The 22,141-nt window shown below is 66.9% G+C and carries 23 protein-coding genes; 8 read left to right on the forward strand and 15 right to left on the reverse strand.

Going from position 1 to position 22,141, the window contains the following annotated elements; translation table 11 throughout:
* Positions 1-16: 16 nt before the first annotated feature.
* The 9 genes from QF040_RS08730 to QF040_RS08770 all read right to left on the reverse strand — a co-directional run bounded on the left by QF040_RS08730 (position 17) and on the right by QF040_RS08770 (position 8,326).
* Positions 17-1,303: an O-acetylhomoserine aminocarboxypropyltransferase/cysteine synthase family protein gene (locus QF040_RS08730; RefSeq protein WP_429610705.1), complete on the reverse strand. Its 1,287-nt coding sequence runs from the start codon at positions 1,301-1,303 to the stop codon at positions 17-19.
* 168 nt (positions 1,304-1,471) lie between these two features.
* Positions 1,472-2,335 carry an ATP-binding cassette domain-containing protein gene (locus QF040_RS08735; RefSeq protein WP_429610706.1) on the reverse strand — a complete coding sequence of 288 codons (864 nt, stop codon included), beginning with the start codon at positions 2,333-2,335 and terminating at the stop codon, positions 1,472-1,474.
* Positions 2,336-2,340: 5 nt separating this feature from the next.
* Positions 2,341-3,306 carry an aliphatic sulfonate ABC transporter substrate-binding protein gene (locus tag QF040_RS08740; protein ID WP_429610707.1) on the reverse strand — a complete coding sequence of 322 codons (966 nt, stop codon included), beginning with the start codon at positions 3,304-3,306 and terminating at the stop codon, positions 2,341-2,343.
* 11 nt (positions 3,307-3,317) lie between these two features.
* Positions 3,318-4,169, reverse strand: a complete 852-nt coding sequence (gene ssuC / locus QF040_RS08745; protein ID WP_429610708.1) for an aliphatic sulfonate ABC transporter permease SsuC — start codon at positions 4,167-4,169, stop codon at positions 3,318-3,320.
* A gap of 13 nt (positions 4,170-4,182) precedes the next feature.
* Positions 4,183-5,352 (reverse strand): FMNH2-dependent alkanesulfonate monooxygenase, encoded by a 1,170-nt coding sequence (ssuD, locus tag QF040_RS08750; protein WP_429610709.1) that lies wholly within the window; start codon positions 5,350-5,352, stop codon positions 4,183-4,185.
* Positions 5,352-6,308: a sulfonate ABC transporter substrate-binding protein gene (locus tag QF040_RS08755; protein ID WP_429610710.1), complete on the reverse strand. Its 957-nt coding sequence runs from the start codon at positions 6,306-6,308 to the stop codon at positions 5,352-5,354. Before QF040_RS08755 ends, ssuD begins: the two co-directional genes overlap by 1 nt.
* 31 nt (positions 6,309-6,339) lie before the next feature.
* The gene (locus tag QF040_RS08760; protein ID WP_307505846.1) at positions 6,340-6,477 is read right to left on the reverse strand and encodes a hypothetical protein; all 138 of its coding nucleotides are present in this window, start codon (positions 6,475-6,477) and stop codon (positions 6,340-6,342) included.
* Between the two features lie 122 nt (positions 6,478-6,599).
* The gene (gene ssuE, locus QF040_RS08765) at positions 6,600-7,184 is read right to left on the reverse strand and encodes an NADPH-dependent FMN reductase (RefSeq protein WP_176657204.1); all 585 of its coding nucleotides are present in this window, start codon (positions 7,182-7,184) and stop codon (positions 6,600-6,602) included.
* A 92-nt stretch (positions 7,185-7,276) separates the two neighbouring features.
* Positions 7,277-8,326 carry a sulfate ABC transporter substrate-binding protein gene (locus QF040_RS08770; protein WP_429610711.1) on the reverse strand — a complete coding sequence of 350 codons (1,050 nt, stop codon included), beginning with the start codon at positions 8,324-8,326 and terminating at the stop codon, positions 7,277-7,279.
* A 139-nt stretch (positions 8,327-8,465) separates the two neighbouring features.
* Between QF040_RS08770 and QF040_RS08775 the strand changes: the two genes are divergently transcribed.
* Positions 8,466-8,741: an oxidative damage protection protein gene (locus tag QF040_RS08775; RefSeq protein ID WP_013541095.1), complete on the forward strand. Its 276-nt coding sequence runs from the start codon at positions 8,466-8,468 to the stop codon at positions 8,739-8,741.
* Positions 8,742-8,756: 15 nt separating this feature from the next.
* On the forward strand, positions 8,757-10,592 hold the full coding sequence (gene mnmC / locus QF040_RS08780) for an FAD-dependent 5-carboxymethylaminomethyl-2-thiouridine(34) oxidoreductase MnmC (RefSeq protein WP_429610712.1): 1,836 nt from the start codon (positions 8,757-8,759) through the stop codon (positions 10,590-10,592).
* Here mnmC and QF040_RS08785 read toward each other — a convergent pair.
* Complete coding sequence (locus tag QF040_RS08785; RefSeq protein ID WP_429610713.1) at positions 10,589-10,930, reverse strand: antibiotic biosynthesis monooxygenase; 342 nt, start codon at positions 10,928-10,930, stop codon at positions 10,589-10,591. The genes mnmC and QF040_RS08785 overlap by 4 nt on opposite strands.
* Before the next feature lie 125 nt (positions 10,931-11,055).
* Here QF040_RS08785 and QF040_RS08790 point away from each other — a divergent pair, with 125 nt between their 5' ends.
* Positions 11,056-11,955 (forward strand): transglutaminase family protein, encoded by a 900-nt coding sequence (locus QF040_RS08790; RefSeq protein ID WP_013541092.1) that lies wholly within the window; start codon positions 11,056-11,058, stop codon positions 11,953-11,955.
* A gap of 16 nt (positions 11,956-11,971) precedes the next feature.
* Here QF040_RS08790 and QF040_RS08795 read toward each other — a convergent pair whose 3' ends face one another.
* Entirely contained in the window at positions 11,972-13,519 is a 1,548-nt protein-coding gene (locus QF040_RS08795) for an ATP-dependent Clp protease proteolytic subunit (RefSeq protein ID WP_429610714.1), read from the reverse strand.
* Between the two features lie 263 nt (positions 13,520-13,782).
* Between QF040_RS08795 and QF040_RS08800 the strand changes: the two genes are divergently transcribed.
* A complete protein-coding gene (locus QF040_RS08800) occupies positions 13,783-15,315 on the forward strand; it encodes an alpha/beta hydrolase family protein (RefSeq protein ID WP_429610715.1) in 1,533 nt (510 codons plus the stop codon).
* Between the two features lie 26 nt (positions 15,316-15,341).
* Here QF040_RS08800 and QF040_RS08805 read toward each other — a convergent pair whose 3' ends face one another.
* The 3 genes from QF040_RS08805 to QF040_RS08815 all read right to left on the reverse strand — a co-directional run bounded on the left by QF040_RS08805 (position 15,342) and on the right by QF040_RS08815 (position 18,657).
* Positions 15,342-16,286, reverse strand: a complete 945-nt coding sequence (locus QF040_RS08805) for a crotonase/enoyl-CoA hydratase family protein (protein ID WP_429610716.1) — start codon at positions 16,284-16,286, stop codon at positions 15,342-15,344.
* A gap of 155 nt (positions 16,287-16,441) precedes the next feature.
* Entirely contained in the window at positions 16,442-17,929 is a 1,488-nt protein-coding gene (locus QF040_RS08810) for an ATP-binding protein (RefSeq protein ID WP_429610717.1), read from the reverse strand.
* Positions 17,929-18,657, reverse strand: coding sequence for a response regulator transcription factor (locus QF040_RS08815; RefSeq protein ID WP_013541088.1), 729 nt, complete (start codon positions 18,655-18,657; stop codon positions 17,929-17,931). The genes QF040_RS08810 and QF040_RS08815 overlap by 1 nt, the downstream gene beginning before the upstream one ends.
* A 97-nt stretch (positions 18,658-18,754) precedes the next feature.
* Between QF040_RS08815 and QF040_RS08820 the strand changes: the two genes are divergently transcribed.
* The 4 genes from QF040_RS08820 (at position 18,755) to msrA (ending at position 21,304) form a co-directional block, all read left to right on the forward strand.
* Entirely contained in the window at positions 18,755-19,384 is a 630-nt protein-coding gene (locus QF040_RS08820) for a cytochrome b/b6 domain-containing protein (RefSeq protein ID WP_429610718.1), read from the forward strand.
* 2 nt (positions 19,385-19,386) lie between these two features.
* Positions 19,387-20,178 carry a molybdopterin-dependent oxidoreductase gene (locus QF040_RS08825; RefSeq protein ID WP_429610719.1) on the forward strand — a complete coding sequence of 264 codons (792 nt, stop codon included), beginning with the start codon at positions 19,387-19,389 and terminating at the stop codon, positions 20,176-20,178.
* An 84-nt stretch (positions 20,179-20,262) separates the two neighbouring features.
* Entirely contained in the window at positions 20,263-20,514 is a 252-nt protein-coding gene (locus QF040_RS08830) for a pentapeptide MXKDX repeat protein (RefSeq protein ID WP_429610720.1), read from the forward strand.
* An 88-nt stretch (positions 20,515-20,602) separates the two neighbouring features.
* On the forward strand, positions 20,603-21,304 hold the full coding sequence (gene msrA / locus QF040_RS08835; protein ID WP_429610721.1) for a peptide-methionine (S)-S-oxide reductase MsrA: 702 nt from the start codon (positions 20,603-20,605) through the stop codon (positions 21,302-21,304).
* A gap of 42 nt (positions 21,305-21,346) precedes the next feature.
* On the opposite strand, the gene QF040_RS08840 is transcribed toward msrA, so the two are convergent.
* Positions 21,347-22,096 carry a DeoR/GlpR family DNA-binding transcription regulator gene (locus tag QF040_RS08840; RefSeq protein ID WP_429610722.1) on the reverse strand — a complete coding sequence of 250 codons (750 nt, stop codon included), beginning with the start codon at positions 22,094-22,096 and terminating at the stop codon, positions 21,347-21,349.
* Between the last annotated feature and the right edge of the window lie 45 nt (positions 22,097-22,141).

The raw sequence follows: 22,141 nt of genomic DNA on the forward strand, positions 1-22,141 counted from the left end.
CCGCTCATCGGAGCGGTCAGGACGCAGCCGCGAGCGCCACATCGAGGTCCGCAATCAGGTCGTCGATGTGCTCGATGCCGACCGACAGGCGCACGGTGTCTTCCGTCACGCCGGCCTTGGCGAGTTCTTCGGGCGACAACTGCCGGTGCGTGGTCGATGCCGGATGCGTCGCCAGCGAGCGCACGTCGCCGATGTTCACGAGGCGCGTGAAGAGCTTGAGCGCATCTAGAAATTTCGCGCCGCCTTCACGGCCGCTGCCGATGCCGAAGGTCAGCACGCCGCTGGACTTGCCGCCGAAGTACTTCTTCGCCAGCGCATGGTCGGGGTGGTCTTCGAGCGCTGCGTAGTTGACCCAATTCACCGCCTTGTGCGTCTTCAGGTGCTGCGCCACCTTGAGCGCATTGCTGCTGATGCGGTCCATGCGCAGCGCAAGCGTCTCGATGCCCTGCAGGATCAGGAAGGCGTTGAACGGCGAGATGGCCGCGCCGGTGTTGCGCAGCGGCACCACACGCGCGCGGCCGATGTAGGCGGCCGGGCCCAGCGCCTCGGTGTAGACCACGCCGTGGTAGCTCACGTCCGGCTCGTTCAGGCGCTTGAAGCGCGCCTTGTGCTCGGCCCACGGGAACTTGCCCGAATCGACGATCGCGCCGCCGATGCTGGTGCCGTGGCCGCCCAGGTACTTGGTGAGCGAATGCACCACGATGTCGGCGCCGTGCTCGATGGGCCGGCTCAGGTACGGCGAAGGCACGGTGTTGTCCACGATCAGCGGCACGCCATGGCGGTGCGCGATCTCGGCAATGGCCGCGATGTCGGTCACGTTGCCCGCCGGGTTGCCCAGCGACTCGACGAACACCGCCTTGGTCTTGTCGTCGAACAGCTTCTCGAAACTGCTCGGGTCGCGGTGGTCCGCGAAGCGCGTGGTGATGCCGAACTGCGGCAGCGTGTGCGCAAACAGGTTGTAGGTGCCGCCGTAGAGCGCCGTGCTGCTGATGATGTTGTCGCCTGCCTCCGCAATGGTCTGGATCGCGTAGGTCACGGCCGCCTGCCCCGAGGCCAGCGCGAGCGCCGCGATGCCGCCTTCGAGCGCGGCCACGCGCTGCTCCAGCACGTCCTGCGTCGGGTTGTTGATGCGGGTGTAGATGTTGCCCGGCACCTTCAGGTCGAAGAGGTCCGCGCCGTGCTGCGCGCTGTCGAACGCGTAGGCGACCGTCTGGTAGATCGGCGGTGCGACGGCGCGCGTGGTCGGCTCTGGGGAGTAGCCGGCGTGGACCGACAGGGTTTCGAATTTCCAGTTCTGCGACATGCGAGAGCCTTTCAGGGGTGGAAAGAACAAAAAGAAAAAGAAGCAGGAAGAAGAACAACAACAGTCCGTTCACGCTGAGCTTGTCGAAGCGCTGCGCAAGGCTTCGACAAGCTCAGCCCGAACGGTTATGGGCATCAAGCGGTTGTGGACGTCGAACGGCTGCGAGCATCAGATCGCCCAGCGCAGTGCATGCGCCGGGGTACCAAGCCAGCTGGCGTCGGTGCTGCTCTCAACCTCTTCGGGCTTTTGCAGCACCCTGTCGAGGATGCGTTTTTCGATGGCCGCGAAGGCCGGGTCGCCCTGCGAGCGCGGGCGGGCCAGTGCGATGTTTTCGTCCAGCGCGATGCGGCCGTCTTCGATCAGGATCACGCGGTCCGCCAGGGCCACCGCTTCCTGCACGTCGTGCGTCACCAGCAAGGCGGTGAAGCGGTGGCGCTGCCAGAGGTTTTCGATGAGCCGGTGCATCTCGATGCGGGTGAGCGCGTCGAGCGCGCCCAGCGGCTCGTCGAGCAGCAGCAGGCGCGGGTGATGCACCAGCGCCCGTGCGAGTGACACGCGCTGCCGCTGTCCGCCCGACAGCCGCGCCGGCCATTCGTTCTCGCGGTCGGCCAGGCCGACTTGCGCGAGCACTTCCTTGCCGCGCGGCTTGGCGTCGTTCGACAAACCCAGCGTCACGTTGTCGAGCACACGGCGCCAGGGCAGAAGGCGCGCCTCCTGAAACATGATTCGGGTGTCGTCGTGCAGGCCGTTCACGGCCTTGCCGTCGGTGTACAGGCCGCCGGAGGTCGCCTCTTCGAGCCCCGCGATCAGCCGCAGCAGCGTGCTCTTGCCGCAGCCGCTGCGCCCCACGATGGCGATGAACTGGCCGGGCTCGATGGTGAGCTTGGTGTTGCGCAGCACGTCTCGCGTGCCATAGCGCTTGTGCAGGCCGCGCGTTTCGAGGCGCACGCCGCCTGCAATAGCTTGGGCTTGGGCCTGGGCCTGGGCCTGGGCCTGGGCCTGGGGTTGGATGTCTTTCAGAACGGCACTCATGGGCTTCAGGCTCCGGGTTTGAACAGCGCGACGTCGAGCGCATTGAGTTTTCTGGGCAGCAGCTTTTCGCCGAAGAACGCATCGGCAATGCGCTGCTGCTCGACGAGGCCATCGGCCACGACCGGGCGCACCGCGTAGCTGCGGCGGCTGTTGGCTTGTTCGATGGTGGCGGCGTCCAGGCCCCACACGGGCGACAGCAGCGCGGCGGCGTCCTTCGGGTTCTGCTTGACCCACTTGCCGGTCTTCTCGAGTTCGGCGTAGACCACGCGCAGCACGTCGGGCCGCGCCTTCGCGAACTTGGTGCTCGCGAGGTAGTAGCGCTGGTACGACGCGATGCCCGCGCCATCGGCCAGGATGCGTACCTTCGACTGGCGCTGCGCGGCGGCGAGGAACGGGTCCCAGACCACCCACGCGTCGATCGCGCCTTTCTCGAAGGCGGCGCGCCCGTCAGCGGGCGTGAGGTACGCGGGCACGATGTCCTTGAACGAGAGGCCGGCTTTCTCCAGCGCGGCGATCAGCAGGTAGTGCGCGCCGGCCGCCTTCGCGAAGCCGACCTTCTTGCCCTTCAGGTCAGCCACGGTCGTGATCGGCGAGTCTTCGCGCACGACGATTGCCTGCGCGGCGGGCGACGGCGCTTCCTGCGCGATGAAGGTCAGCTCGGCGCCAGCGGCTTGCGCGAACACGGGCACCGTGTCGGCCACGTCGGCGCTGATGTCCAGGTTGTCGAGGTTCAGCGCCTCGAGCAGCGGCAGGCCGCTGGTGAACTCGTGCCAGCTCAGCGTGGCATTGAGCGGTGCAAGTTGCTTTTCGAGCGTGCCCTGGGCCTTGAGCAGCGCCGTCAGCGTCGACGACTTCTGGTAGCCGAAGCGCACGGTAACGGGCCTCGGTGCGACGCCTTGCGCCAGCACGGCACCTGCGCCCAGAGCACCCAACGTGGCAATGGCTGTGCGGCGGGAAATGGAATGGTTCATCTGCCCTGCTCTCACTTCGGCTTCTTCTGATAACCGGGGTGCCAGCGCAGCCACCACTGCTCCAGGCCGCGCGCGAACAGGTCGGCCAGCTTGCCGAGCAGCGCATACAGCAGGATGCCCACCAGCACGATGTCGGTCTGCAGGAACTCGCGGGCGTTCATCGTGAGATAGCCGATACCGGCCTGCGCCGAGATGGTCTCGGCCACGATCAGGATCACCCACATGAGGCCGAGCGAGAAACGCAGCCCCACGAGGATCGACGACAGCGCGCCCGGCAGGATCACCTCGCGGTAAAGCTGCCAGCGCGTGAGGCCGTAGGTGCGGCCCATTTCGATGAGCTGCGGATCGACGTTGCGGATGCCGTGAAAGGTGTTGAGGTAGATCGGAAAGAACACCGACACCGAGATCAAAAAAAGCTTGGCCGATTCGTCGATGCCGAACCACAGGATGACCAGCGGAATCAGCGCGAGCGCGGGGATATTGCGCACCATCTGGATGGTCGAGTCGAGCAGCGTCTCGGCGAACTTCACCGAGCCCGTGAGCAGGCCCAGCGCCAGCCCGGCGCCGCCGCCGATGGCCAGGCCTGCGAGCGCACGGCCCGCGCTGACCTTCACATGCGTCCAGAGTTCGCCGGACACGGTGAGCGACCATGCGGCCTTGACCACGTCGACCGGCGCTGGCAGCACGCGGGTCGAGAGCCAGCCGAGCGACGAGGCGATCTGCCAGAACACGATGAGTCCCACCGGCACGAGCCAGGGAACGAGGCGGCCCAGAACGTTGAGGCCGAAGGCCTTGAACGCATTGCCGGTGCCTGCGCCTTCGTCGTTCGAAGCCACCGGAAGCTCCTGCACTTGTTCAGTCATGAGGATTCCTTGTTCAGCTCTGGGAGACGAGGCGCGAAGGTGCGTCGAGATTGGCGACGACTTCGCCGAAGGGCCCGCTCAGCGAACCGCCGGCCAGCCTTGCCTGCGCCTTGCGCGAGAGCAGCGGGAACACCAGCTCGGCGAAGCGGTAGGCCTCTTCCAGGTGCGGGTAGCCCGAGAGAATGAATTTGTCGAGGCCGAGCGCTGCGTACTCTTCGATGCGCGCCGCGACTGTCTTCGCATCGCCCACGAGCGCCGTGCCGGCACCGCCGCGCACGAGCCCCACGCCGGCCCACAGGTTCGGCGAAATCTCCAGCTCGGCGCGCGAACGCTTCGCACCGCCCGCATGCAGCGCGGCCATGCGGCGCTGACCTTCCGAATCCATGCGCGCGAAGGCGGCCTGGGCGCGGATGACGGTGTCGTCGTCCACGCGGCTGATGAGTTCTTCGGCGGCCTTCCACGCGGCGTCTTCGGTCTCGCGCACGATCACGTGCAGGCGGATGCCGAACTCGACACGGCGGCCCTGCTTCTCGGCGCGGGCGCGCACGTCGGCGATCTTCCTGGCGACTTCGGCGGGCGGCTCGCCCCACGTCAGGTACGCATCGACCTGCTCTGCCGCGAGGTCGTGCGCAGCGGCCGACGAGCCGCCGAACCACACGGGCGGGTACGGCGTCTGCACCGGCGGATACAGCAGCTTGGCGCCCTTCACGCTCAGGTGCTTGCCTTCGAAGTCGTAGCCCTGGCCATCATGGCTGCGCGTGAGGATCTCGCGCCAGATGCGGATGAACTCGGCCGACTGCTCGTAGCGCGACGCGTGGTCCAGGTACACGCCGTCGCCTTCGAGTTCGGCCTGGTCGCCACCGGTCACGAGGTTCACGAGCAGGCGCCCTCCCGAGAGCCGGTCGAAGGTTGCGGCCATGCGCGCGGCAAGGCTGGGTTGGTGCAGGCCCGGGCGCACCGCGACCAGGAATTTGAGCTTCTTCGTCGAGCCGATCAGGCTGGAGGCGATCACCCACGGGTCTTCGCACGAACGGCCGGTGGGAATCAGCACGCCTTCGTAGCCGAGGTTGTCGGCCGCGCCCGCGATCTGCTGCAGATAGGCCAGGTCGATGGGGCGCGCGCCCTCGCTCGTGCCGAGATAGCGGCTGTCGCCGTGCGTCGGAAGGAACCAGAAGATCTGCATCACGCGACTCCCGCGCCGGCGGCTTCGAGCACGTTGATCTTCTTGGGGATCAGCTTGAGCTCGAAAAAGGTATCGGCGATCTTCTGCTGCTCGGCGAGGATGGCCTTGGTGATCGGCGTGATGCCGTAGGCGGTGCGATTCACCGTGACATCGGCCACCGGCTTGGGCAGGCCCCACAGCGCGGCCAGCTCGGCAGCGAGTTGCCCCTTGTTCGCGGAGCCCCAGGCTTCGACCTTGTTGATCTCTTCGACCGCAATGGCGATCACGTCGGCGTTCTTCGCCACGTAGTCGAGCGACGAGAAGTAGTAGGCCCGGTTGCCCACCACGCCCGTGGCGTCGGCCAGGATGCGCGCGTCGAGCGTTTTCTCCGCGGCTGCGAGGAACGGGTCCCAGATCACCCACGCATCGACCGAGCCCTTTTCGAACGCGGCGCGCGCATCGGCCGGCGGCAGGTAGGCCAGGTTCAGGTCGGCATACGAGAGGCCGTGCTTCTCGAACAGCTTGACGATGAAGTAGTGGACGTTCGAACCCTTGTTGAGCGCGATCTTCTTGCCCTTGAGGTCGGCCACGGTCTTGATGGCCGAGCCCTTGGGCACCAGCACGGCTTCGGTCTGCGGGCGGTGCTGCGTGGCGGCCACGTAGGCCAGCGGTGCACCGGCGGCCTGCGCGAAGATGGGCGGCGCTTCGCCGACATCGCCGAAGTCGATCGAACCGACGTTCAACGCTTCGAGCTGCACGGGGCCGGCCGTGAACTCGGTCCACTTGACCGTGACGCCCAGCGGCGCGAGCCGCTTCTCCAGCGTGCCGCGGCCCTTCAGGATGTTGAGCGTGCCCTTCTGGTTGCCGATGCGGAACTGGCGCGCGGGCGCCTGGGCCAGTGCGGCGAACGAAGGCAGCGCAATGGCTGCGGCTGCGCCCTGGATCAGGCGGCGGCGAGGAATGGAAATACGGTTCATGGCTGTCTTGGGGTGTTGGGGCGCCACGCGGTCACGCGGCGGAAATGAAGCTCACGATCAGCGCGATGGCGCTGACGACGATGGCGCTGACGACGAGGTCGCCCAACGCGTGCCAGAAGGAACGCGGTGGCGTCTCGAGCGCGGAGTCTTCGGTGGCGACGGGGTTCATGCGGGGATTCCTTGGTGCAAAACTTTTGGGCAAAGCTGTCCCCTTGCCGCGTACAGGCGGCTTCGAAAAACGGGGACGGCGATGGGTCTGGCTGAACTCGGGCTCGACGATGAGCCCGGTCGTCAGACGCTACATCGCACGCGAGAGAAAGGAACGGGTTCGAATCCGTGCGTTGCGGGCAGCTTCAGGCCTTCGGTCGCAAGCACCTCGACGGCCTCGTTCAGTCGCTCGGCCAGGTCGTTGTGCACCTGGTAGGCGTTCTCGGGCGTCAGCACGATCTGCGAATCGCTCGCGTAGACGCCCGGCAGGATGTGGCGCGCCGCCAGCGACTGCAGCACGGGCCGCAGTGCGTAGTCGAGCGCGAGCATGTGATGGGGGCTGCCGCCGGTGGCCAGCGGCAGCACGGTCTTGCCCTTGAGCGCGTTCTGCGCGAGCAGATCGAGAAAGACCTTCAGCACGCCGCTGTATGCCGCCTTGTAGACGGGCGTGGCCACCACGATCACGCGGGCCGCCGCCACCTGGGCGATGGCGCGTTCGATGGCCGGATGGTTCCACTCGGCCAGCAGCAGCGCCTGTGCCGGCAGGTCGCGGATCGCGAGCCGCTCGATGCGGGCATGGCGTTTGGCCAGCCGCTCGCCCACGGCCTCGAGCAAGGCGGTGGAGCGGGACGGGGCCGAGGGGCTGCCGGCAATCAGGAGAACGGACACGGGAGGCTTTCGGTTTTCTTCGGAAATTCAGGGCGTGCCGGGTCGCGGCGCTCGCGAAACGGGCGCCATCACAACCGGCTCGGTAGCGCGGATTACTTCTGCTTGGTTGTGTAGATCTGGTCGAACGAAGCACCGTCTGCGAAGTGCTCCTTGTCCGCCTTCGCCCAGCCGCCGAAGGCCTGGTCGATGGTCACCAGCGTCAGCTTGGGGAACTGCTTGTCGTACTTGGCCTTGGCCTTTTCACCGGTCGGGCGGTAGAAGTTGCGGCCCGCGATGTCCTGGCCTTCGTCGGAGTACAGGTACTTCAGGTACTCCTCGGCCACGGCGCGCGTGCCCTTCTTGTCGACGACCTTGTCGACGACCGTCACGCTGGGCTCGGCCAGGATGGAGATGGACGGCACGACGATTTCGAACTTGTCCGGACCGAACTCCTTCAGCGCGAGGAAAGCTTCGTTTTCCCAGGCCAGCAGCACGTCGCCCACGCCGCGCTGCACGAAGGTGATGGTCGAGCCGCGCGCGCCGGTGTCCAGCACGGGCACGTTCTTGAACAGGTTGCCGATGTATTCCTTGGCCTTGGCGTCGCCGCCGTACTTGCGCTTGGCAAATTCCCAGGCCGCGAGGTAGTTCCAGCGGGCGCCGCCCGAGGTCTTGGGGTTGGGGGTGATCACCTGCACCCCGGGCTTGACCAGGTCGTCCCAGTCCTTCAGGCCCTTGGGATTGCCCTTCTTCACCAGGAACACGATGGTCGAGGTGTAAGGGGCCGAGTTGAGCGGCAGGCGCTTCTGCCAGTCGGCCTTGACCAGGCCGCCGTGGGTGACGAGCGCATCGATGTCGCCGCCCAGCGCCAGCGTGGCCACGTCGGCATCGATGCCGTCGATGATCGAGCGGGCCTGCTTGCCCGAGCCGCCGTGCGATTGCTTGATCGTCACGTCCTGGCCGGTCTTGCCCTTCCAGTACTTGGCGAAGGCCTGGTTGTAGTCCACGTAGAGCTCGCGCGTCGGGTCGTACGAGACGTTCAGCAGCGTCACGGGGCCCTTGGCGGCCGCAGTTCCTTGGGCAAACGTCGGCAACGCCGACAGGGCCAAGGCACCGGCCACGCCGGCGCCCAGGGAAAGCTTGATAAAGTCGCGGCGAAAGCTCATGGTGTCTTGCTCTAAAAAGGCATATCAATGAAGCTGCGTATTCTCAATACGACATATAGAAACTGGAACGACCAAGTTTTCAGTTCTAAATAGCCAAATCAACTAAGCGACACGCTTACCCCACCCAAGAGGCAAAAAAATGGCACGCATGGTTCAGTGCATCAAGCTCGGCAAAGAGGCCGAAGGGCTCGACTTCCCGCCCTACCCCGGCGACCTGGGCAAGCGCCTGTGGGAAAACGTCAGCAAGGAAGCCTGGGCCGCCTGGCTCAAGCAACAAACCATGCTGGTCAATGAAAACCGGCTGAACCTGGCCGATCTGCGCGCCCGCCAGTACCTGGCGCGGCAGATGGAAAAGCATTTCTTCGGCGAAGGCGCCGACGTGGCGCAAGGCTACGTTCCTCCTCCAGCGGCCTGAACTTTCCTGCCCGCCGTGACCGCTGAGCCAGTGGCCTGGCGCTCCGACGGCGTCCCGCGCAGCGAACGCTTCGACGACATCTATCACACGGAAACCGGAGCACTGGCGCAGTCGCGTCATGTGTTCCTGGGCGGCTGCGGCCTGCCGCAAGCATGGGCCGGTCAACCGCAATGGCGGATTCTCGAAACCGGCTTCGGGCTGGGCCTCAATTTCCTGACGACTTGGCAGGCGTGGCGTTCGGATGCGAACCGGCCGCGGATGCTGCACTTCGTCTCGGTCGAGGCGCATTCAGTTGGGGCCGGCGATCTCTTGCGGGCTGCCGAGGCGTATCCGGAACTGGCCTCGCTGGCCGGCGAGCTGGTTGCGCAGTGGCACGGCCTGCTGCCAGGCTTTCACCGCCTCGCCTTCGACGAAGGCCGCGTCCTGCTCACGCTCTGCATCGGCGACGTGCAGGCCATGCTGCGCGGCCAGCGCTTCGAGGCCGACAGCATCTTCCTCGACGGCTTCAGCCCCGAGCGGAATCCGGCGATGTGGTCCCCCGACACGCTGAAGGCGGTGTCGCGATTCGCCCGTCAAGGCACGGGCATTGCCACTTGGACCTGCGCGCGTGAGGTGCGGGATGCGCTCTCGCAGAACGGCTTCCAGCTCGAAAAGCGCCCCGGCCTGCCGCCCAAGCGCGACTGCCTCGGCGGCGTCTTCGCGCCGGCCTGGACGGTGCGGCGCCGCGGGCCAGCGCCCGAGCGCATCGAGCCGGGCCGCTGCGCCTTGATCGGTGCCGGCCTCGCGGGCGCGGCCGTGGCCGCGAGCCTCGCGCGGCGTGGATGGCAGGTGACGGTGCTCGATGCGGCCTCGCGTCCCGCATCTGGCGCCTCGGGACTGCCGGTCGGCGTGCTGGCGCCCCATGTGTCGCCCGACGACGCCCTGCTCTCGCGTCTCACGCGCGCGGGCATCCGCGCCACCTGGCTCGAACTGGAACGGCTGCTTGAAGAAGGCCACGACTGGCGCGCCAGCGGCGTGCTGGAACGCCGGCCCGAAGGCGATACGCGCGTGCCTGCCGGCTGGAGCGACAGCGGTCCCAATGAATCGTGGCCCGCAAGCGCCGATCAGTTGACCGCAGCCGGCTTGCCGGCCGATGCGCCCTCCATCTGGCATGCGCGTGCCGGCTGGGTGCGCCCGTCGCGGTTGATCGAGGCCTGGCTGCGTCAGCCGGGTGTCGAGTTCCGCGGCAACGCTTCGGTGGCGCGAGCGACCCGAGGCGCCGACGGCTGGCAACTGTTCGATGCAGCGGACGAACTGCTGATCGATGCAGACCGCGTGGTCGTCGCGGCCGGCTTCGAGTCGGGCCGCTTCGCTCCGGGGCTGCCGCTTCAGCCGGTGCGCGGACAGGTCGCGTGGGGTCACGTCAACGACCGCGCCCTTCCAGCCACGCCACTCAACGGCGACGGCCACCTGATCGCCAACGTGCCCGATGTCGAAGGCGCCCTGCTCTGGCTGGCCGGCGCCACCTTCGACCGCGACAGCACCGATCTCGCCCCGAACTCCGACGACAGCGCCGCGAACCGCGACCGCCTCGCCCGGCTGCATCCCGCTGCCGCCGCCGCATTGGCGCCGGCCTTCGAGCGCGGAGAAATCAACGCCTGGGTCGGTGTGCGCTGTGCCTCGGGCGACCGTCGGCCGCTGGTCGGTCCGCTGACCGAGGAGGCGAATGGCCTCTGGGCCTGCACCGCATTGGGCTCGCGCGGTCTCAGCTTCGCGGCCCTCTGCGCCGAACTGCTGGCCGCGCAGTGGCATGGCGAACCGCTGCCGTTGCCCGCCACGCTGGCCAAGGCGCTCGGCACGCAACGGCTCTAGGAGGGCGTTGCGCCAGGTGGCGGCGGCGCCAGCAAGTGGTCGATCCGGCTGTCCCCGTATGTGCGCACCACTTCGGAGATCACCACCTTGTAGCCATCCAGCCAGTTCGCCTGCGCCGCCTTGGCTTGCTGGTGCACCGGATGACGGATCAGCGCCTGCAGGTTGTCGAGCGAATCCCAGTAGTAGACGTTCGACACCAGCCCGTTGCCCGTGTTCTCCCACGTCTCCTCGCCCAGGTAGCCGGGCAGCGACTTCGCGGCCGCGGCGATGGTCTGGTCGAGGCGATGGAATTCGTCGTCGAACTGCTTCTTGGCGAAGATGAAGGTGGCGGAGTACATGGCGGCCGGAATCCCTGTGACAAAGAAAGAGAAAAGGCGCCCGAAGATCGAGCGGGCGCCGATTCTGCGGCATTCGCCCACAAGAACAAGCCACTGCGCGCGCCGCGAACGCACGAGAATGCCCCATGGCCATTCAGTACGACATCACGCACACCACCATCTATCGCTACAACAAGCCGGTCACCTTCGGTTTGCACCGGGTGATGTTCCGGCCCCGCGACAGCCACGACCTGCGCGTGCTCGCCACCGATCTGCAGGTGAGCCCCCAGGCTTTCACGCGGCTCATTCAAGACCCGCATTCCAACTCCGTCGCGCTGGTGCAGCCGATGGGCGAAGCGACCGAGCTGCGCATCGTGTGCTCGTTCACCATCGAGCACGTGCCGGCCCAGCAAGACCAGCTCGCGCTCGATCCGGCCGCCGAATTCCTGCCCTTCGCCTACTCGGTGCAGGAGCGCCTGGACCTCGAACACTACCTGCGCCCGCACCACGAAGACGATGCCAGCGGCACGCTGATTCGCTGGGCGCACCAGTTCCTGCACAGCGACAAGCCCAACAACACGCGCGAAGTGCTCACGCGCATGAACGCGCACATCGGCCAGAGCCTCGAATACAAGGCGCGCGACGAGGAAGGCACGCAGACACCGCTGGCCACGCTCGCGCTCGGCAGCGGCAGTTGCCGCGACTACGCGCTGCTCATGATGGAAGCCGCGCGCCGCCTGGGCATCGCCACCCGTTTTGTCTCGGGCTACCTCTACGACGCCGCGCTCGACCGCGCGGCTCAAGCGCCCGGCGAATCGATGACCGGCGCCGGCACCACGCACGCTTGGCTGCAGGCGTACCTGCCGGGCATCGGCTGGCTGGCGTTCGATCCGACCAACAACCTGATGGGCAGCGGACAGCTCATCCGCGTGGGCGTCACGCGCGACCCGGCGCAGGCCGCGCCGATCTCGGGCAGTTGGTATGGCGATGCCGAGGCGTACGAAGGCCTGGACGCCACGGTGGTGGTGACGCGCCGCAAGGGCTGACGCCCGTCCGCGCACCTCATCCGCCACGCGCCGGCGAAGCGCTCACTGCCGACGAACGCTGGTACATCGAATGCAGCACCACGCGGCGATCGGCCAGCGCAAGCTTGGCAACGGCCCCGAAGAAGTTGCGCGCCGCCTCGCACTGCACGTCGGGTTCATGGCCATGCGCCCGCAGCTTCTGGACGATCTGGATCTGGGCCATGGGCACCGTCGCCAGCACCGGCCCCAACGCGCGGTGCAGTGCCTCCGGCGCAGGCGGCCGGACATCCCGGCGCGGCTCGGCCTGCAGCATCGCGCGTATCAGTAGCTCTTCGCGTTTTTCCAGCGCCTCGGGCATGCTGCCGGGCACCAACGCCGCGCCGGCCAGGTAGTTCGAACAATTCTGCGCGCTGGTCGCCCGGGCCGCGGCGAGTTGACTGTTGAACAGTGCCAGGAATTCGTCGAGCTGCGCGTCCTGTGCGGTACGCAGCAGGCGCATCGTCAGGCCATCCGCCACCGTATTGCCGGCCTTGATGACGTCGATGTCCGGCGCGCCGCGTCCGCTGGCGGCCCATGCCCGGTCGGCGGCCATGTCCAGCGACCCGGGAAAACGCGCATCGACGGCCTGCCAGAACGGGTCGGCCGCATAGATGGCACGCAAGCTGTCGCGCGACTTGCGATCGATGCGGCCGACGGTCTCGCCGCCGGTCGCGGTACGGGTTACGGCATTGGCGGCCAGCAGCTCCGTGTGAGTCGGATACCACATCGACTGGGCGGAGGTCCGGGTAATCTTGTCGATGAAATCGGCAGGCATCCCCGCGGCCCGGTACTCAGCCACCGTGTCAGCCGTGATCGCGCTCTCGTCTCTGAGGCTGGCTGCAACCAAGCTCGGCCGATGAAAGCCGATGCGCGCCTTGGGCGTCGCCGCGCGCTCGAGCCCCGCGAGAAATATGAGGGTGCAGGCACTTTCGCATTGAACCTGCACATAGGTGTCGAGCTTCCTCTCGCGCACCATCTGCGCAATAGCAGTGCCTTCGAGCATGCGTCCGCCCACTGAGTGCAGTTCAAGGCGCCTCACTTCGGGCGCGCCGGCCAGGGCCGCGCGCAGTGCCTTGGCCGAGCCCTCGCCCATGGTTCCGTCCAATGCAGCCGAGCGGCCGTCGGGCGAGATGCTGATCCTGACGGCCGGAAGCGGATCATGGCCCGCTGCAATCTGCGCCAATTCCCACGCCTGCGGGCCCAGCCGCTGGGTCCACTGGGTCCCCCAGAAGATCGCGCCCACCAGCACCATGACCTTGGCAATCGCGGCCCATGCGGCCGAACCGCCCCGCGACACATGCTGGCGCGCGGAGCGCCAGATGCCAACCGCGCCCCAGAACCAGATCAGGGTGCCGAGCACCATGAGCACCACACCCACCGAAGAAGACAACCGCAGGTTGTGCCCATTTCGCAGCGTTTCCCTCGCCAGCGAGCCCAGCAGCATCGCGCCGCCCGCGCCGAACACCGTGGCATTGAGCCAATAGGAAACACCGAGCGACATCTCGCCGCGCCAATGACGCATCAGATAGCTGTTGCTGTTGCGCATGCCGTCCTCCCCAGTGCTGGTTTTCTTGCATCCCTCTATCGGCTGTCGATTATCCGGGCGCTCTCACGAATTTGCGGTACGCCAGCACAGGTGTCGCGCAGGAGATAGCAGCTACGGGAAAGCCCGGGCCGATGCGCCCGGCATCGCCCCTACGCTGCGCCGCCGGTCAGCGAAATAGCACGGTCGTTCTTCATGGCCGTCCGGGCAGCGCTGCGCCGGCGATCTTCAACCAAGAACCCAGAAGAAACGGAGAGAGACATCCCATGCATTCCGCGCGCCTGACACTCCTTGCCCTCGCCACCAGCCTTGCCGTCGCATCCTGCGGCGGTGGGGGCGGTGGAAACGGTTTTTCCTTCACGCCGCTGCCGCCGGCTCCCGCGCCCGCACCGCCAGCGCCGCCTCCGCCCGCACCGCCGCCCGGCCCGGTTGCAGAGGAAACCCGGCTGCAGGACAGCCGCAATTCCTTCGCGCCTGCCGATCCTGCGGCCACCACCTTCGCAGCGCTCAAGGCCGACGCCAGCGACAAGATAGACAACGCCACCACCAGCCGCTGGGCCGGCATGCTGGGTGGTGCGCAGTACCACGTCGAAGTGCCCGCCGAGTGGAACGGCAAGCTCGTCTTGTACGCGCACGGCTATGCGGGCGAAACCAACGAGCTGAGCGTCACCGACCCGTCGATCCGCCGCTACCTGATCCAGAACGGCTATGCCTGGGCCGCATCGAGCTACAGCAAGAACTTCTACGACGTGCGTGCCGGCGTGGAGGACACCAACGCCCTCGCGCTGCAGTTCAACGCCATCGCCAAGGCCAACGGCCGCGAACTGCCCGCCCCGGGCAAGACCTTCATCACGGGCCATTCGATGGGCGGCCACATCACCGCGGCGGCCATCGAGGACGAGACCTTCGCCACCGCCAACCACAAGGTGAAGTACGACGGCGCGGTACCGATGTGTGGCGTGCTCGGCGACACCGAGTTGTTCGACTACTTCGCAGGCGCCCAGGTGGCAGCACAGGCATTGGCGGGCCAGGCGAGCTACCCGACGCCTAAATGGGCCGAGATCGTGGGCCAGGTCACACCGGCGCTGTTCGGCACATTCACGGCGAGCAGCATCGTTCCGACCACTCCGCTCGGCCAGCAGTACGCCGCGGTCGTCATGAACCTGACCGGCGGCCCGCGTCCGCTGTTCGATCTGGGCCTCGGCGGCGGTCGCTCATTCCTGGCGGTATGGGGCGTCTTCGGCAGCGACGGCACGGTCAACGGCATCCTCAACAAGAGCACGCTCGACACCAACCGCTTCACCTACCTCATCAACGGCGACCCCGCGAGCACGGACGCATTGAACGCCTCGGCACAGAAGCTGACGGCGGTGCCAGACGCCAACCGCCTGCGCACCGACGGCTTGCGCTGGATCCCCAAGACGGCCGGGGCGTTCAAGGTTCCGGTGGTCACGCTCCACACGCTCGGCGATCTCTACGTGCCCTTCAGCATGGAGCAGATCTACAACAAGCGCGTTGCAGCCAAGGGCAACAGCGACTGGCTGGTGCAGCGGGCGATCCGCGGTGTGACCCACTGCGACTTCACCATCAAGGAGCAGGAAGAGGCTTTTGCCGCAATGGTGCAGTGGGAGCAGGACAAGGTGAAGCCGGCGGGCGACGACGTGGTGACGCCAGGCACTGTGGCGAATCCGCTCTACGGTTGCGCGTTCACGCGGAATGCTTCGAGCCCTGACGACAGCGACGCCATCAAGGGTGTGCGCGCCCAACTGGCCGTCGCCAGGAGCTGCCTGCCACCGTGAGCGGGCTTTGCGTTTGAGCTAGCGACTCACTGGCCGGGCGGTACCGCCGCCCGCGCCGCTGCAAGCTTGGCTTCCAGCTCCGCGACGAGCGCCCTCGCCTCGTCGCCTTCCGGAATATCCCGGCCGCTGTCGCGCCATGCGACAGCGCTCTTGAACCCTTCCGCCTCCGCCTGCCGGCGAAACCACATCCCCTCGGGGTTGTGCCGCGTGATGCCGTCGAACACGGTCGCGAACATCTGCGTCTGCTCCAGCCCCATCGAATGCCAGACCTGGTTGACCACCAGCTTGTGCATCATCAGATGCGAGCGCGGCACGCCCGCGATGCGTTGCGCGAGCTTCAGCGTGGCGTCGTCGAGCTGGTCGGCGGGCACCGAGAAATTCGCAAGGCCCCATTTCGCCGCCTGCGTGCCGGGGATGGTGTCGCCGGTGAACATCAACTGCTTCGCGCGCATCGCGCCGAGCCGGTAGGTCCACATCGCCGTGGTCGGGCAGCCCCACACGCGCGTGGGCATGTAGCCGATGCGCGCATCGTCGGCCATGGTCAGCAGGTCGCAGCACAGCGCGATGTCGCTGCCGCCGGCCACCGCGTAGCCGTGCACCTTGGCGATGGTGGGTTTGCGGCAGCGCCACAGGGCCATGAAGTCGTCGGTGTTGCGCTTCATGGCGGCGTAATCGAGCATCGGGTCCCAGGGCATTTTCTCCTGCCGGCACGGGTGGTCGCCCTCGCCTTCGCGGCCGTGCCCTTCGGCGTAGTCGCCGAGGTCGTAGCCGGCGCAGAAGGCACGGCCCGCACCTTCGACCACGATGACGTGCACTTCGTCGTCGGCTTCGGCCCATTCGACCGCCTGGCGGATTTCCGATGGCGTGGTGTCGCCGATGGCGTTGAGCTTCTCGGGGCGGTTGAGCACGAGGCGCGCGATGCGGGGATGCTGCGGGTCCTTGTCGATCAGGACGGTCTTGAAGGCGGGCATGGTCTTGTGTCTCCTGGGGTTGTGTCGCGCTGCTCTTGTAGCATCGCGCCCGCGCCGGCCGGCACAGGCAAACCCAGGGGAGTCCGAGGGGAGTACCACGCGGTGACCGCATCGAGCGGCTGAACCGCCACGCCGGCCCGGAGACCCGAATCACGTCAGGCGCCCGCGGCGCCGCCCAACTGAAAGCGGAACACCGCCCCCTTGCCCGCCTGCGGCACCAGCCGGATGTCGCTGCCATGCAGTTGCAGGATGCGCTGCACGATCACCAGCCCCAGTCCGCCGCTGCCCGAGCCGTCGCTGCGAGCACCGCTCATGAACACGGGCCGCACGAACAGCCCCTTCTGCAGCTCGCCCGGAATGCCGGGGCCCGTGTCGCTTACCTGTACAGCCACGCCGGCGTTCGCGGACCGCAGTTGCACTTCGATCTCGCCGCCGGGCGGTGTGTGGCGGATGGCGTTGTCCAGCAGGTTGGTCAGCACGCGTTCGATCATTCCGAGGTCGGCCGACACCACCGGCAGGCCCGGCGCGATGTCGGGCCTAAGCTGCTGGTGCCGGGCCTCGGCCGCGAGCTCGAACTTCTGGAACACGTCCTGCACGAGGTCGGCGAGCGCGAAGTTCTCCTTCTCGGGCTTGACCACGCCGTATTCGAGCCGTGCGAGTTCGAACACCTCCTGCGCGAGCCGGCCCACCTTGCGGCTCTGCCCCAGCGCGATCTCCAGGTAGCGCCGACGCTCTTCGTCGCTGAGCGTGCCGGCCTTGAGCAGCAGCGTTTCGAGATAACCGTGCAGCGACGTGAGCGGCGTGCGCAGGTCGTGCGAGATGTTGGCGAAGAGTTCGCGGCGCTGCTGGTCCGAAAGCGTGAGTTCGCGCCATTGCTCGGCGATGCGGCGCGTCATCTGCGTGAAGGCCTGGCCCAGCAGGGCGATTTCGTCGGTGCCGTGCGAGAGCCTTTCCAGCGTGGGCGTTTCGCTTTCGAGCGAGGCGATGCCCTCGGTCTCGAAGCGCTTGACTGCCTTTGTGAGCTCGCGCAGCGGCCGGGTGATGAGCCTGAACGCCGCCAGCCCTGCGATCAGCCCGAGCAGCGCGACCAGCGCCATCGACCACAGCGTGGTGCGCAGCACGTTGTCGGTCGCGACGTTGGCCGCGAGCGCGTCGTAGTCCTCGCCCTGCAGCACCACGTACACGTAACCAGCATCGCGCCCGCCCATCTTCAGCGGCGCGGCGCTGAACACCTTGGCCGCGTCGGCGCTGCGCGGGTCGTCGCCGAGGATGGGCAACGGCGCACCCGAGAGCAGCTTGCGGATCGGCTCCAGCGTCACGCGCTCGCGCTTCATGTGCCCGGGCGGCGCGGCCTGCGCCTCGATACGGCCGTCCAGGCCCAGCAGGTAGACCTCCACGCTGGGGTTGACGGCCATCAGCTTGTCGAAGAGGTCCTTCACCGCGGCCTGGTTGAGGCCACCGGGCTGCATCAGTTCGGTGTTCTCGGCGATGTGCGCGGCGAGCCCACCCGACAGGCGCTGCACCACCTCCTGCTCATGCAGCCCGCTCGACCGCATCTGCAGCCACGCCGATGCGCCGTAGCAAGCCAGCAGCAGCACAGCGAACACCATCGAGAGACGGCGAGAAAGCGTGGCCCAAGCCATCACGCACCGCCCTCGTCACCTGCACCGGTGGGCGAGAGCTTGTAGCCCCGCCCCCACACAGTGAGGATGCGCCGCGGCTCCGCCGGATCAGTCTCCACCTTCGTGCGCAGCCGGTTGATGTGCGTGTTGACCGTGTGCTCGTAGCCGTCGTGCTGGTAGCCCCACACCTGGTTGAGCAGATCGAGCCGCGAGAACACCTTGCCGGGGTTGCGCGCAAAGAAGTACAGCAGGTCGAACTCGCGCGGCGTGAGCTCGATGAGCTTGCCGTCCACGCGCACCTCGCGTGCCAGCGGTTCGATGTCCAGGTTGCCCAGCGTGAGGCTGCCCGACTCCATGCGCGCATTGCGCGCGAGCGCATCGGTGCGCCGCATCAGCGCCTTCACCCGCGCCACCAGTTCCAGCACCGAGAAGGGCTTGGCCAGGTAGTCGTCCGCGCCCAGTTCCAGGCCCAGGATGCGGTGCACTTCGCTCGAGCGCGCGCTGATGATGATGATCGGCGTGTAGCGCGCCATGGCCCGCGCGCGGCGGCAGATTTCGAGGCCGTCGACGCCGGGCAGCATCAGGTCGAGCACCAGCGCGTCCCAGTTGCCGCGCTCCAGTTCGCGCAGGCCGGCATGGCCGTCGGCGGCGTGTTCGATGGCATAGCCTTCGTCGCGCAGGTGCATGCGCAGCAGTTCGGCGATGTGGGCGTCGTCCTCGACGATCAGCACGCGTTTGGGGGTGTCCATGGCGCCGATTGTCCCGCGATACGGATTTTCGAGTTATCACGATTAATTGAACTTTGCGTGATGAATCGGCCATGGGGTGCGCCCAAGAATCCACCCCATGAACAGCACCGCCCTCACAAGCATTGCACCCGATGCCCGGCCCATCCATCCGCTGTGGATGCGCATCACGCACTGGCTCAACGCCCTGGCGATCCTGGTGCTGGTAACCAGCGGCTGGCGCATCTACAACGCGGCGCCGTTCTTCCCCTTCAGCTTTCCGAACGGCATCACGCTCGGCGGCTGGCTCGGCGGCGCGCTGCAGTGGCACTTCGCGGCGATGTGGCTGCTGGTGTTCAACGGCTTCGTGTACCTGGCCATCAACATCGCCAGCGGCCGGCTCGCGGCCAAGTTCTTTCCGGTCACGCCGGCCGGCATCTGGCACGACGCGCTCGCGGCGCTCAAGGGCAAGCTCTCGCATGCCGACCCGCGCCGCTACAACAGCGTGCAGCGCCTGGCCTACCTGTTCGTGATGCTGGACATCGTGGTCATCGTGCTCTCGGGGCTGGTGCTGTGGAAGTCGGTGCAGTTCGCGGTGCTGCGCGACCTGCTGGGCGGCTACGAGTTCGCACGCCGCATCCACTTCTTCGGCATGGCCTCGCTCGTCGCCTTCGTAGCCCTGCACCTGGTGATGGTCGCCCTCGTGCCCCGCACCCTTCTCACCATGATCCGCGGCCGTACCTCCAAGTAATCATGAAGATCTTCAAAGCCCCCAAGATGACCGGCGTCGACGGCGATGCCGTGGTGCGCGAGGCCCGCACGCTGATCGCCAAGAACCTCGACCAGCCCGCGCGCCGCGCCTTCCTGCAGCGCTCGCTCACGCTGGGCGGCCTCTCGCTGCTCACGGGATGCAGCATCAGCGACGACAGCCATGTCGAAGCCGCGCTCTCGAAGATCTCGCGCTTCAACGACAAGGTGCAGGGCCTGATCTTCAGCCCCACGCAACTCGCGGAGACGTACCCCGAATCGATGATCACGCGGCCCTTTCCGTTCAACGCCTACTACGGCGAGGACGAGGTCCGCGAGGTCGACGAAGCCACCTACAAGCTCGAAGTGACCGGCATGGTCGCCGACAAGCGCAACTGGACGCTCCCGGAGCTGCGCGCGATGCCGCAGCACGACCAGGTCACGCGGCACATCTGCGTGGAAGGCTGGAGCGCCATCGGCAAATGGGGCGGCGTGCGCTTCGCGGATTTCCTTCGCCACATCGGCGCGGACACCACCGCCAAGTACGTCGGCTTCAAGTGCGCGGACGACTACTACACCAGCATCGACATGCCCACCGCGCTGCATCCGCAGACGCTGCTGGCGCTGACCTACGACGGCGAAACGCTGCCGCCGAAGTACGGCTTCCCGATGAAGCTGCGCATGCCCACCAAGCTTGGCTACAAGAACCCCAAGCACATCAAGGCGATGTTCGTCACCAACACCTACACAGGTGGCTACTGGGAAGACCAGGGCTACAACTGGTTCGGAGGGAGCTGAGGCGTCTTCACGACGCCTGAACTACCGATGAAAAGCGCGAAAGCAAAAACCTCAACTCAACCTCAACTCACTCAAGGACTTCCAATGAACAAGCTCACCGCCACCCTGCTCGCAACCTGCATGGCCTTCGCCGGCGCCTCGGCCTTCGCCGCGGACACCATGGCGAAAGACGGCATGGCCAAGGATTCGATGTCGAAGGACGGCATGAAGAAGGACTCGATGGCCAAGGATTCCATGGCCAAAGACGGCATGAAGAAGGATTCGATGGCCAAGGACTCGATGTCCAAGGACGCCATGAAGAAGGACAGCATGGGCAAGGACGAAATGAAGAAGTAAGGCAAGCGCCATTGACGACCGGTGGATTCGGCGGCAATGTCGCCGCCACCGGCTTTCTGCATTCAGCGCATCCCCTCAAGGACAAACCATGAAATCCCTCGCACTCACTGCCGGCGCACTGGCTGCCGCGGCCCTCGTCTGGTATGCGGTGCCCTCGTTCGCCGAACCGGCCCAACGCGTACCCGCTCCCACCGCCGACCTGGCCGCACCGGCCGCTGCAAAAACCGAAACCGCCGTGTTCGCAGGCGGCTGCTTCTGGGGCGTGCAGGGCGTGTTCCAGCGCGTCAAGGGCGTGAGCAACGCGGTGTCGGGCTATGCGGGCGGCGATGCCAAGACCGCGCGCTACGACGAAGTCGGCTCGGGCCGCACCGGCCATGCCGAATCGGTGCGCATCACCTACGACCCGAAACAGATCAGCTACGGCAAGCTGCTGCAGATCTACTTCTCGGTAGCGCACGACCCCACCGAGCTGAATCGCCAGGGCCCCGACACCGGCACGCAATACCGCTCCACCGTGTTTGCGGAAAACGCCGAGCAGGCCCGCATCGCCAAGGAATACATCGCGCAGCTGAACCAGGCCAAGACCTTCGGCAAGCCGCTTGCGACCACCATCGAAATGGCCAAGCCCTTCTATGCGGCCGAGGACTACCACCAGGACTACCTCACGCTCAACCCGAGCCAGCCCTACATCGCGATCAACGACATGCCCAAGATCGACGATTTGAAGAAGCTGTTCCCGGAGAGCTACAAGGCGACGCCTTCGCTGGTGCGCGGCGCGAAGGCTGGGTAGTCGATTCGGCGCGATGCGGTGTTCCTGGGCCCGCCCGCCGGCTCAGTCCCCGGCAAGGACCAGCGCGACCCCTTGGGCCTTCGCCGCATCCCGCGCGTCCTGCGGCAGTTGCGCGTCGCAGACCCAGTGCGTCACCGCGCCGAAGGGAACCACCGAGACCAGCGCGCGCTCGCCCCACTTGTTGCTGTCCACGATCGCGCACACCTGGCGGCTGCGCGCCATCACCGCGTGCTTGACCTGCGTTTCCAGATGGTTGGTGTTGGTCCAGCCCACCTCGGCATCGACCCCGCGCGCGCCCATGAAGAAGAGGTCGAAATGGAAGTTCGCGACCTGGGCCAGCGTCATCGGGCCCACGGCGCTCACGCCGGTGGCGTAGATCTCGCCGCCTATTGCGTAGATGTCGTAGGGCGTGCGGCCCACCAGCTCGGCGGCGATGTTGATGCCGTTGGTGACGATGGCCAGCCGCTTCACGCTCGCAAGGCCCTGCAGGATCGCGCGCGCCACTTCCATCGAGGTGGTGCCGGCATCGAGGTAGATCGACCAGCCGTCCTGGATGAGGCCGACCGCCGCCGCGCCGATCTGCTGCTTCTGCGAGGAGCCCTCCTGGATGCGCACGCCGAACTCGGTGTCGCGGCCGAGCGGCAGCGCGCCGCCGTGCACCCGCTTGAGCAGGCCGGCATCGTGCATCTCCTGCAGGTCGCGCCGCAGCGTCATTTCCGACAGGGTGAAGCGGCGCGCCATGTCGCTGACCCGGCAGGCGCCCTCCTGCGCGAGCACCTTCAGGATCAGCATGTGCCGATGCTCCGCCGTCGTCGCCTGCAAGGCTTCTTGCCGGGA

Origin of the sequence: Variovorax sp. W2I14 (assembly GCF_050435205.1) — a bacterium.
Lineage (GTDB): Bacteria > Pseudomonadota > Gammaproteobacteria > Burkholderiales > Burkholderiaceae_C > Variovorax > Variovorax paradoxus_C.

What these genes read in the sequence shown, in the direction of transcription:
- QF040_RS08760 (WP_307505846.1), bottom strand. Translation starts at nt 6,477, where the DNA reads ATGAACCCCGTCGCCACCGAAGACTCCGCGCTCGAGACGCCACCGCGT.
- ssuD (WP_429610709.1), bottom strand. Translation starts at nt 5,352, where the DNA reads ATGCAGATCTTCTGGTTCCTTCCGACGCACGGCGACAGCCGCTATCTC.
- QF040_RS08830 (WP_429610720.1), top strand. Translation starts at nt 20,263, where the DNA reads ATGAACAAGCTCACCGCCACCCTGCTCGCAACCTGCATGGCCTTCGCC.
- QF040_RS08735 (WP_429610706.1), bottom strand. Translation starts at nt 2,335, where the DNA reads ATGAGTGCCGTTCTGAAAGACATCCAACCCCAGGCCCAGGCCCAGGCC.
- QF040_RS08820 (WP_429610718.1), top strand. Translation starts at nt 18,755, where the DNA reads ATGAACAGCACCGCCCTCACAAGCATTGCACCCGATGCCCGGCCCATC.
- ssuC (WP_429610708.1), bottom strand. Translation starts at nt 4,169, where the DNA reads ATGACTGAACAAGTGCAGGAGCTTCCGGTGGCTTCGAACGACGAAGGC.
- QF040_RS08825 (WP_429610719.1), top strand. Translation starts at nt 19,387, where the DNA reads ATGAAGATCTTCAAAGCCCCCAAGATGACCGGCGTCGACGGCGATGCC.
- msrA (WP_429610721.1), top strand. Translation starts at nt 20,603, where the DNA reads ATGAAATCCCTCGCACTCACTGCCGGCGCACTGGCTGCCGCGGCCCTC.
- QF040_RS08810 (WP_429610717.1), bottom strand. Translation starts at nt 17,929, where the DNA reads ATGGCTTGGGCCACGCTTTCTCGCCGTCTCTCGATGGTGTTCGCTGTG.
- QF040_RS08785 (WP_429610713.1), bottom strand. Translation starts at nt 10,930, where the DNA reads ATGTACTCCGCCACCTTCATCTTCGCCAAGAAGCAGTTCGACGACGAA.
- QF040_RS08795 (WP_429610714.1), bottom strand. Translation starts at nt 13,519, where the DNA reads ATGCGCAACAGCAACAGCTATCTGATGCGTCATTGGCGCGGCGAGATG.
- QF040_RS08790 (WP_013541092.1), top strand. Translation starts at nt 11,056, where the DNA reads ATGGCCATTCAGTACGACATCACGCACACCACCATCTATCGCTACAAC.
- QF040_RS08740 (WP_429610707.1), bottom strand. Translation starts at nt 3,306, where the DNA reads ATGAACCATTCCATTTCCCGCCGCACAGCCATTGCCACGTTGGGTGCT.
- QF040_RS08840 (WP_429610722.1), bottom strand. Translation starts at nt 22,096, where the DNA reads ATGCTGATCCTGAAGGTGCTCGCGCAGGAGGGCGCCTGCCGGGTCAGC.
- QF040_RS08770 (WP_429610711.1), bottom strand. Translation starts at nt 8,326, where the DNA reads ATGAGCTTTCGCCGCGACTTTATCAAGCTTTCCCTGGGCGCCGGCGTG.
- QF040_RS08775 (WP_013541095.1), top strand. Translation starts at nt 8,466, where the DNA reads ATGGCACGCATGGTTCAGTGCATCAAGCTCGGCAAAGAGGCCGAAGGG.
- QF040_RS08800 (WP_429610715.1), top strand. Translation starts at nt 13,783, where the DNA reads ATGCATTCCGCGCGCCTGACACTCCTTGCCCTCGCCACCAGCCTTGCC.
- QF040_RS08815 (WP_013541088.1), bottom strand. Translation starts at nt 18,657, where the DNA reads ATGGACACCCCCAAACGCGTGCTGATCGTCGAGGACGACGCCCACATC.
- QF040_RS08730 (WP_429610705.1), bottom strand. Translation starts at nt 1,303, where the DNA reads ATGTCGCAGAACTGGAAATTCGAAACCCTGTCGGTCCACGCCGGCTAC.
- QF040_RS08755 (WP_429610710.1), bottom strand. Translation starts at nt 6,308, where the DNA reads ATGAACCGTATTTCCATTCCTCGCCGCCGCCTGATCCAGGGCGCAGCC.
- QF040_RS08805 (WP_429610716.1), bottom strand. Translation starts at nt 16,286, where the DNA reads ATGCCCGCCTTCAAGACCGTCCTGATCGACAAGGACCCGCAGCATCCC.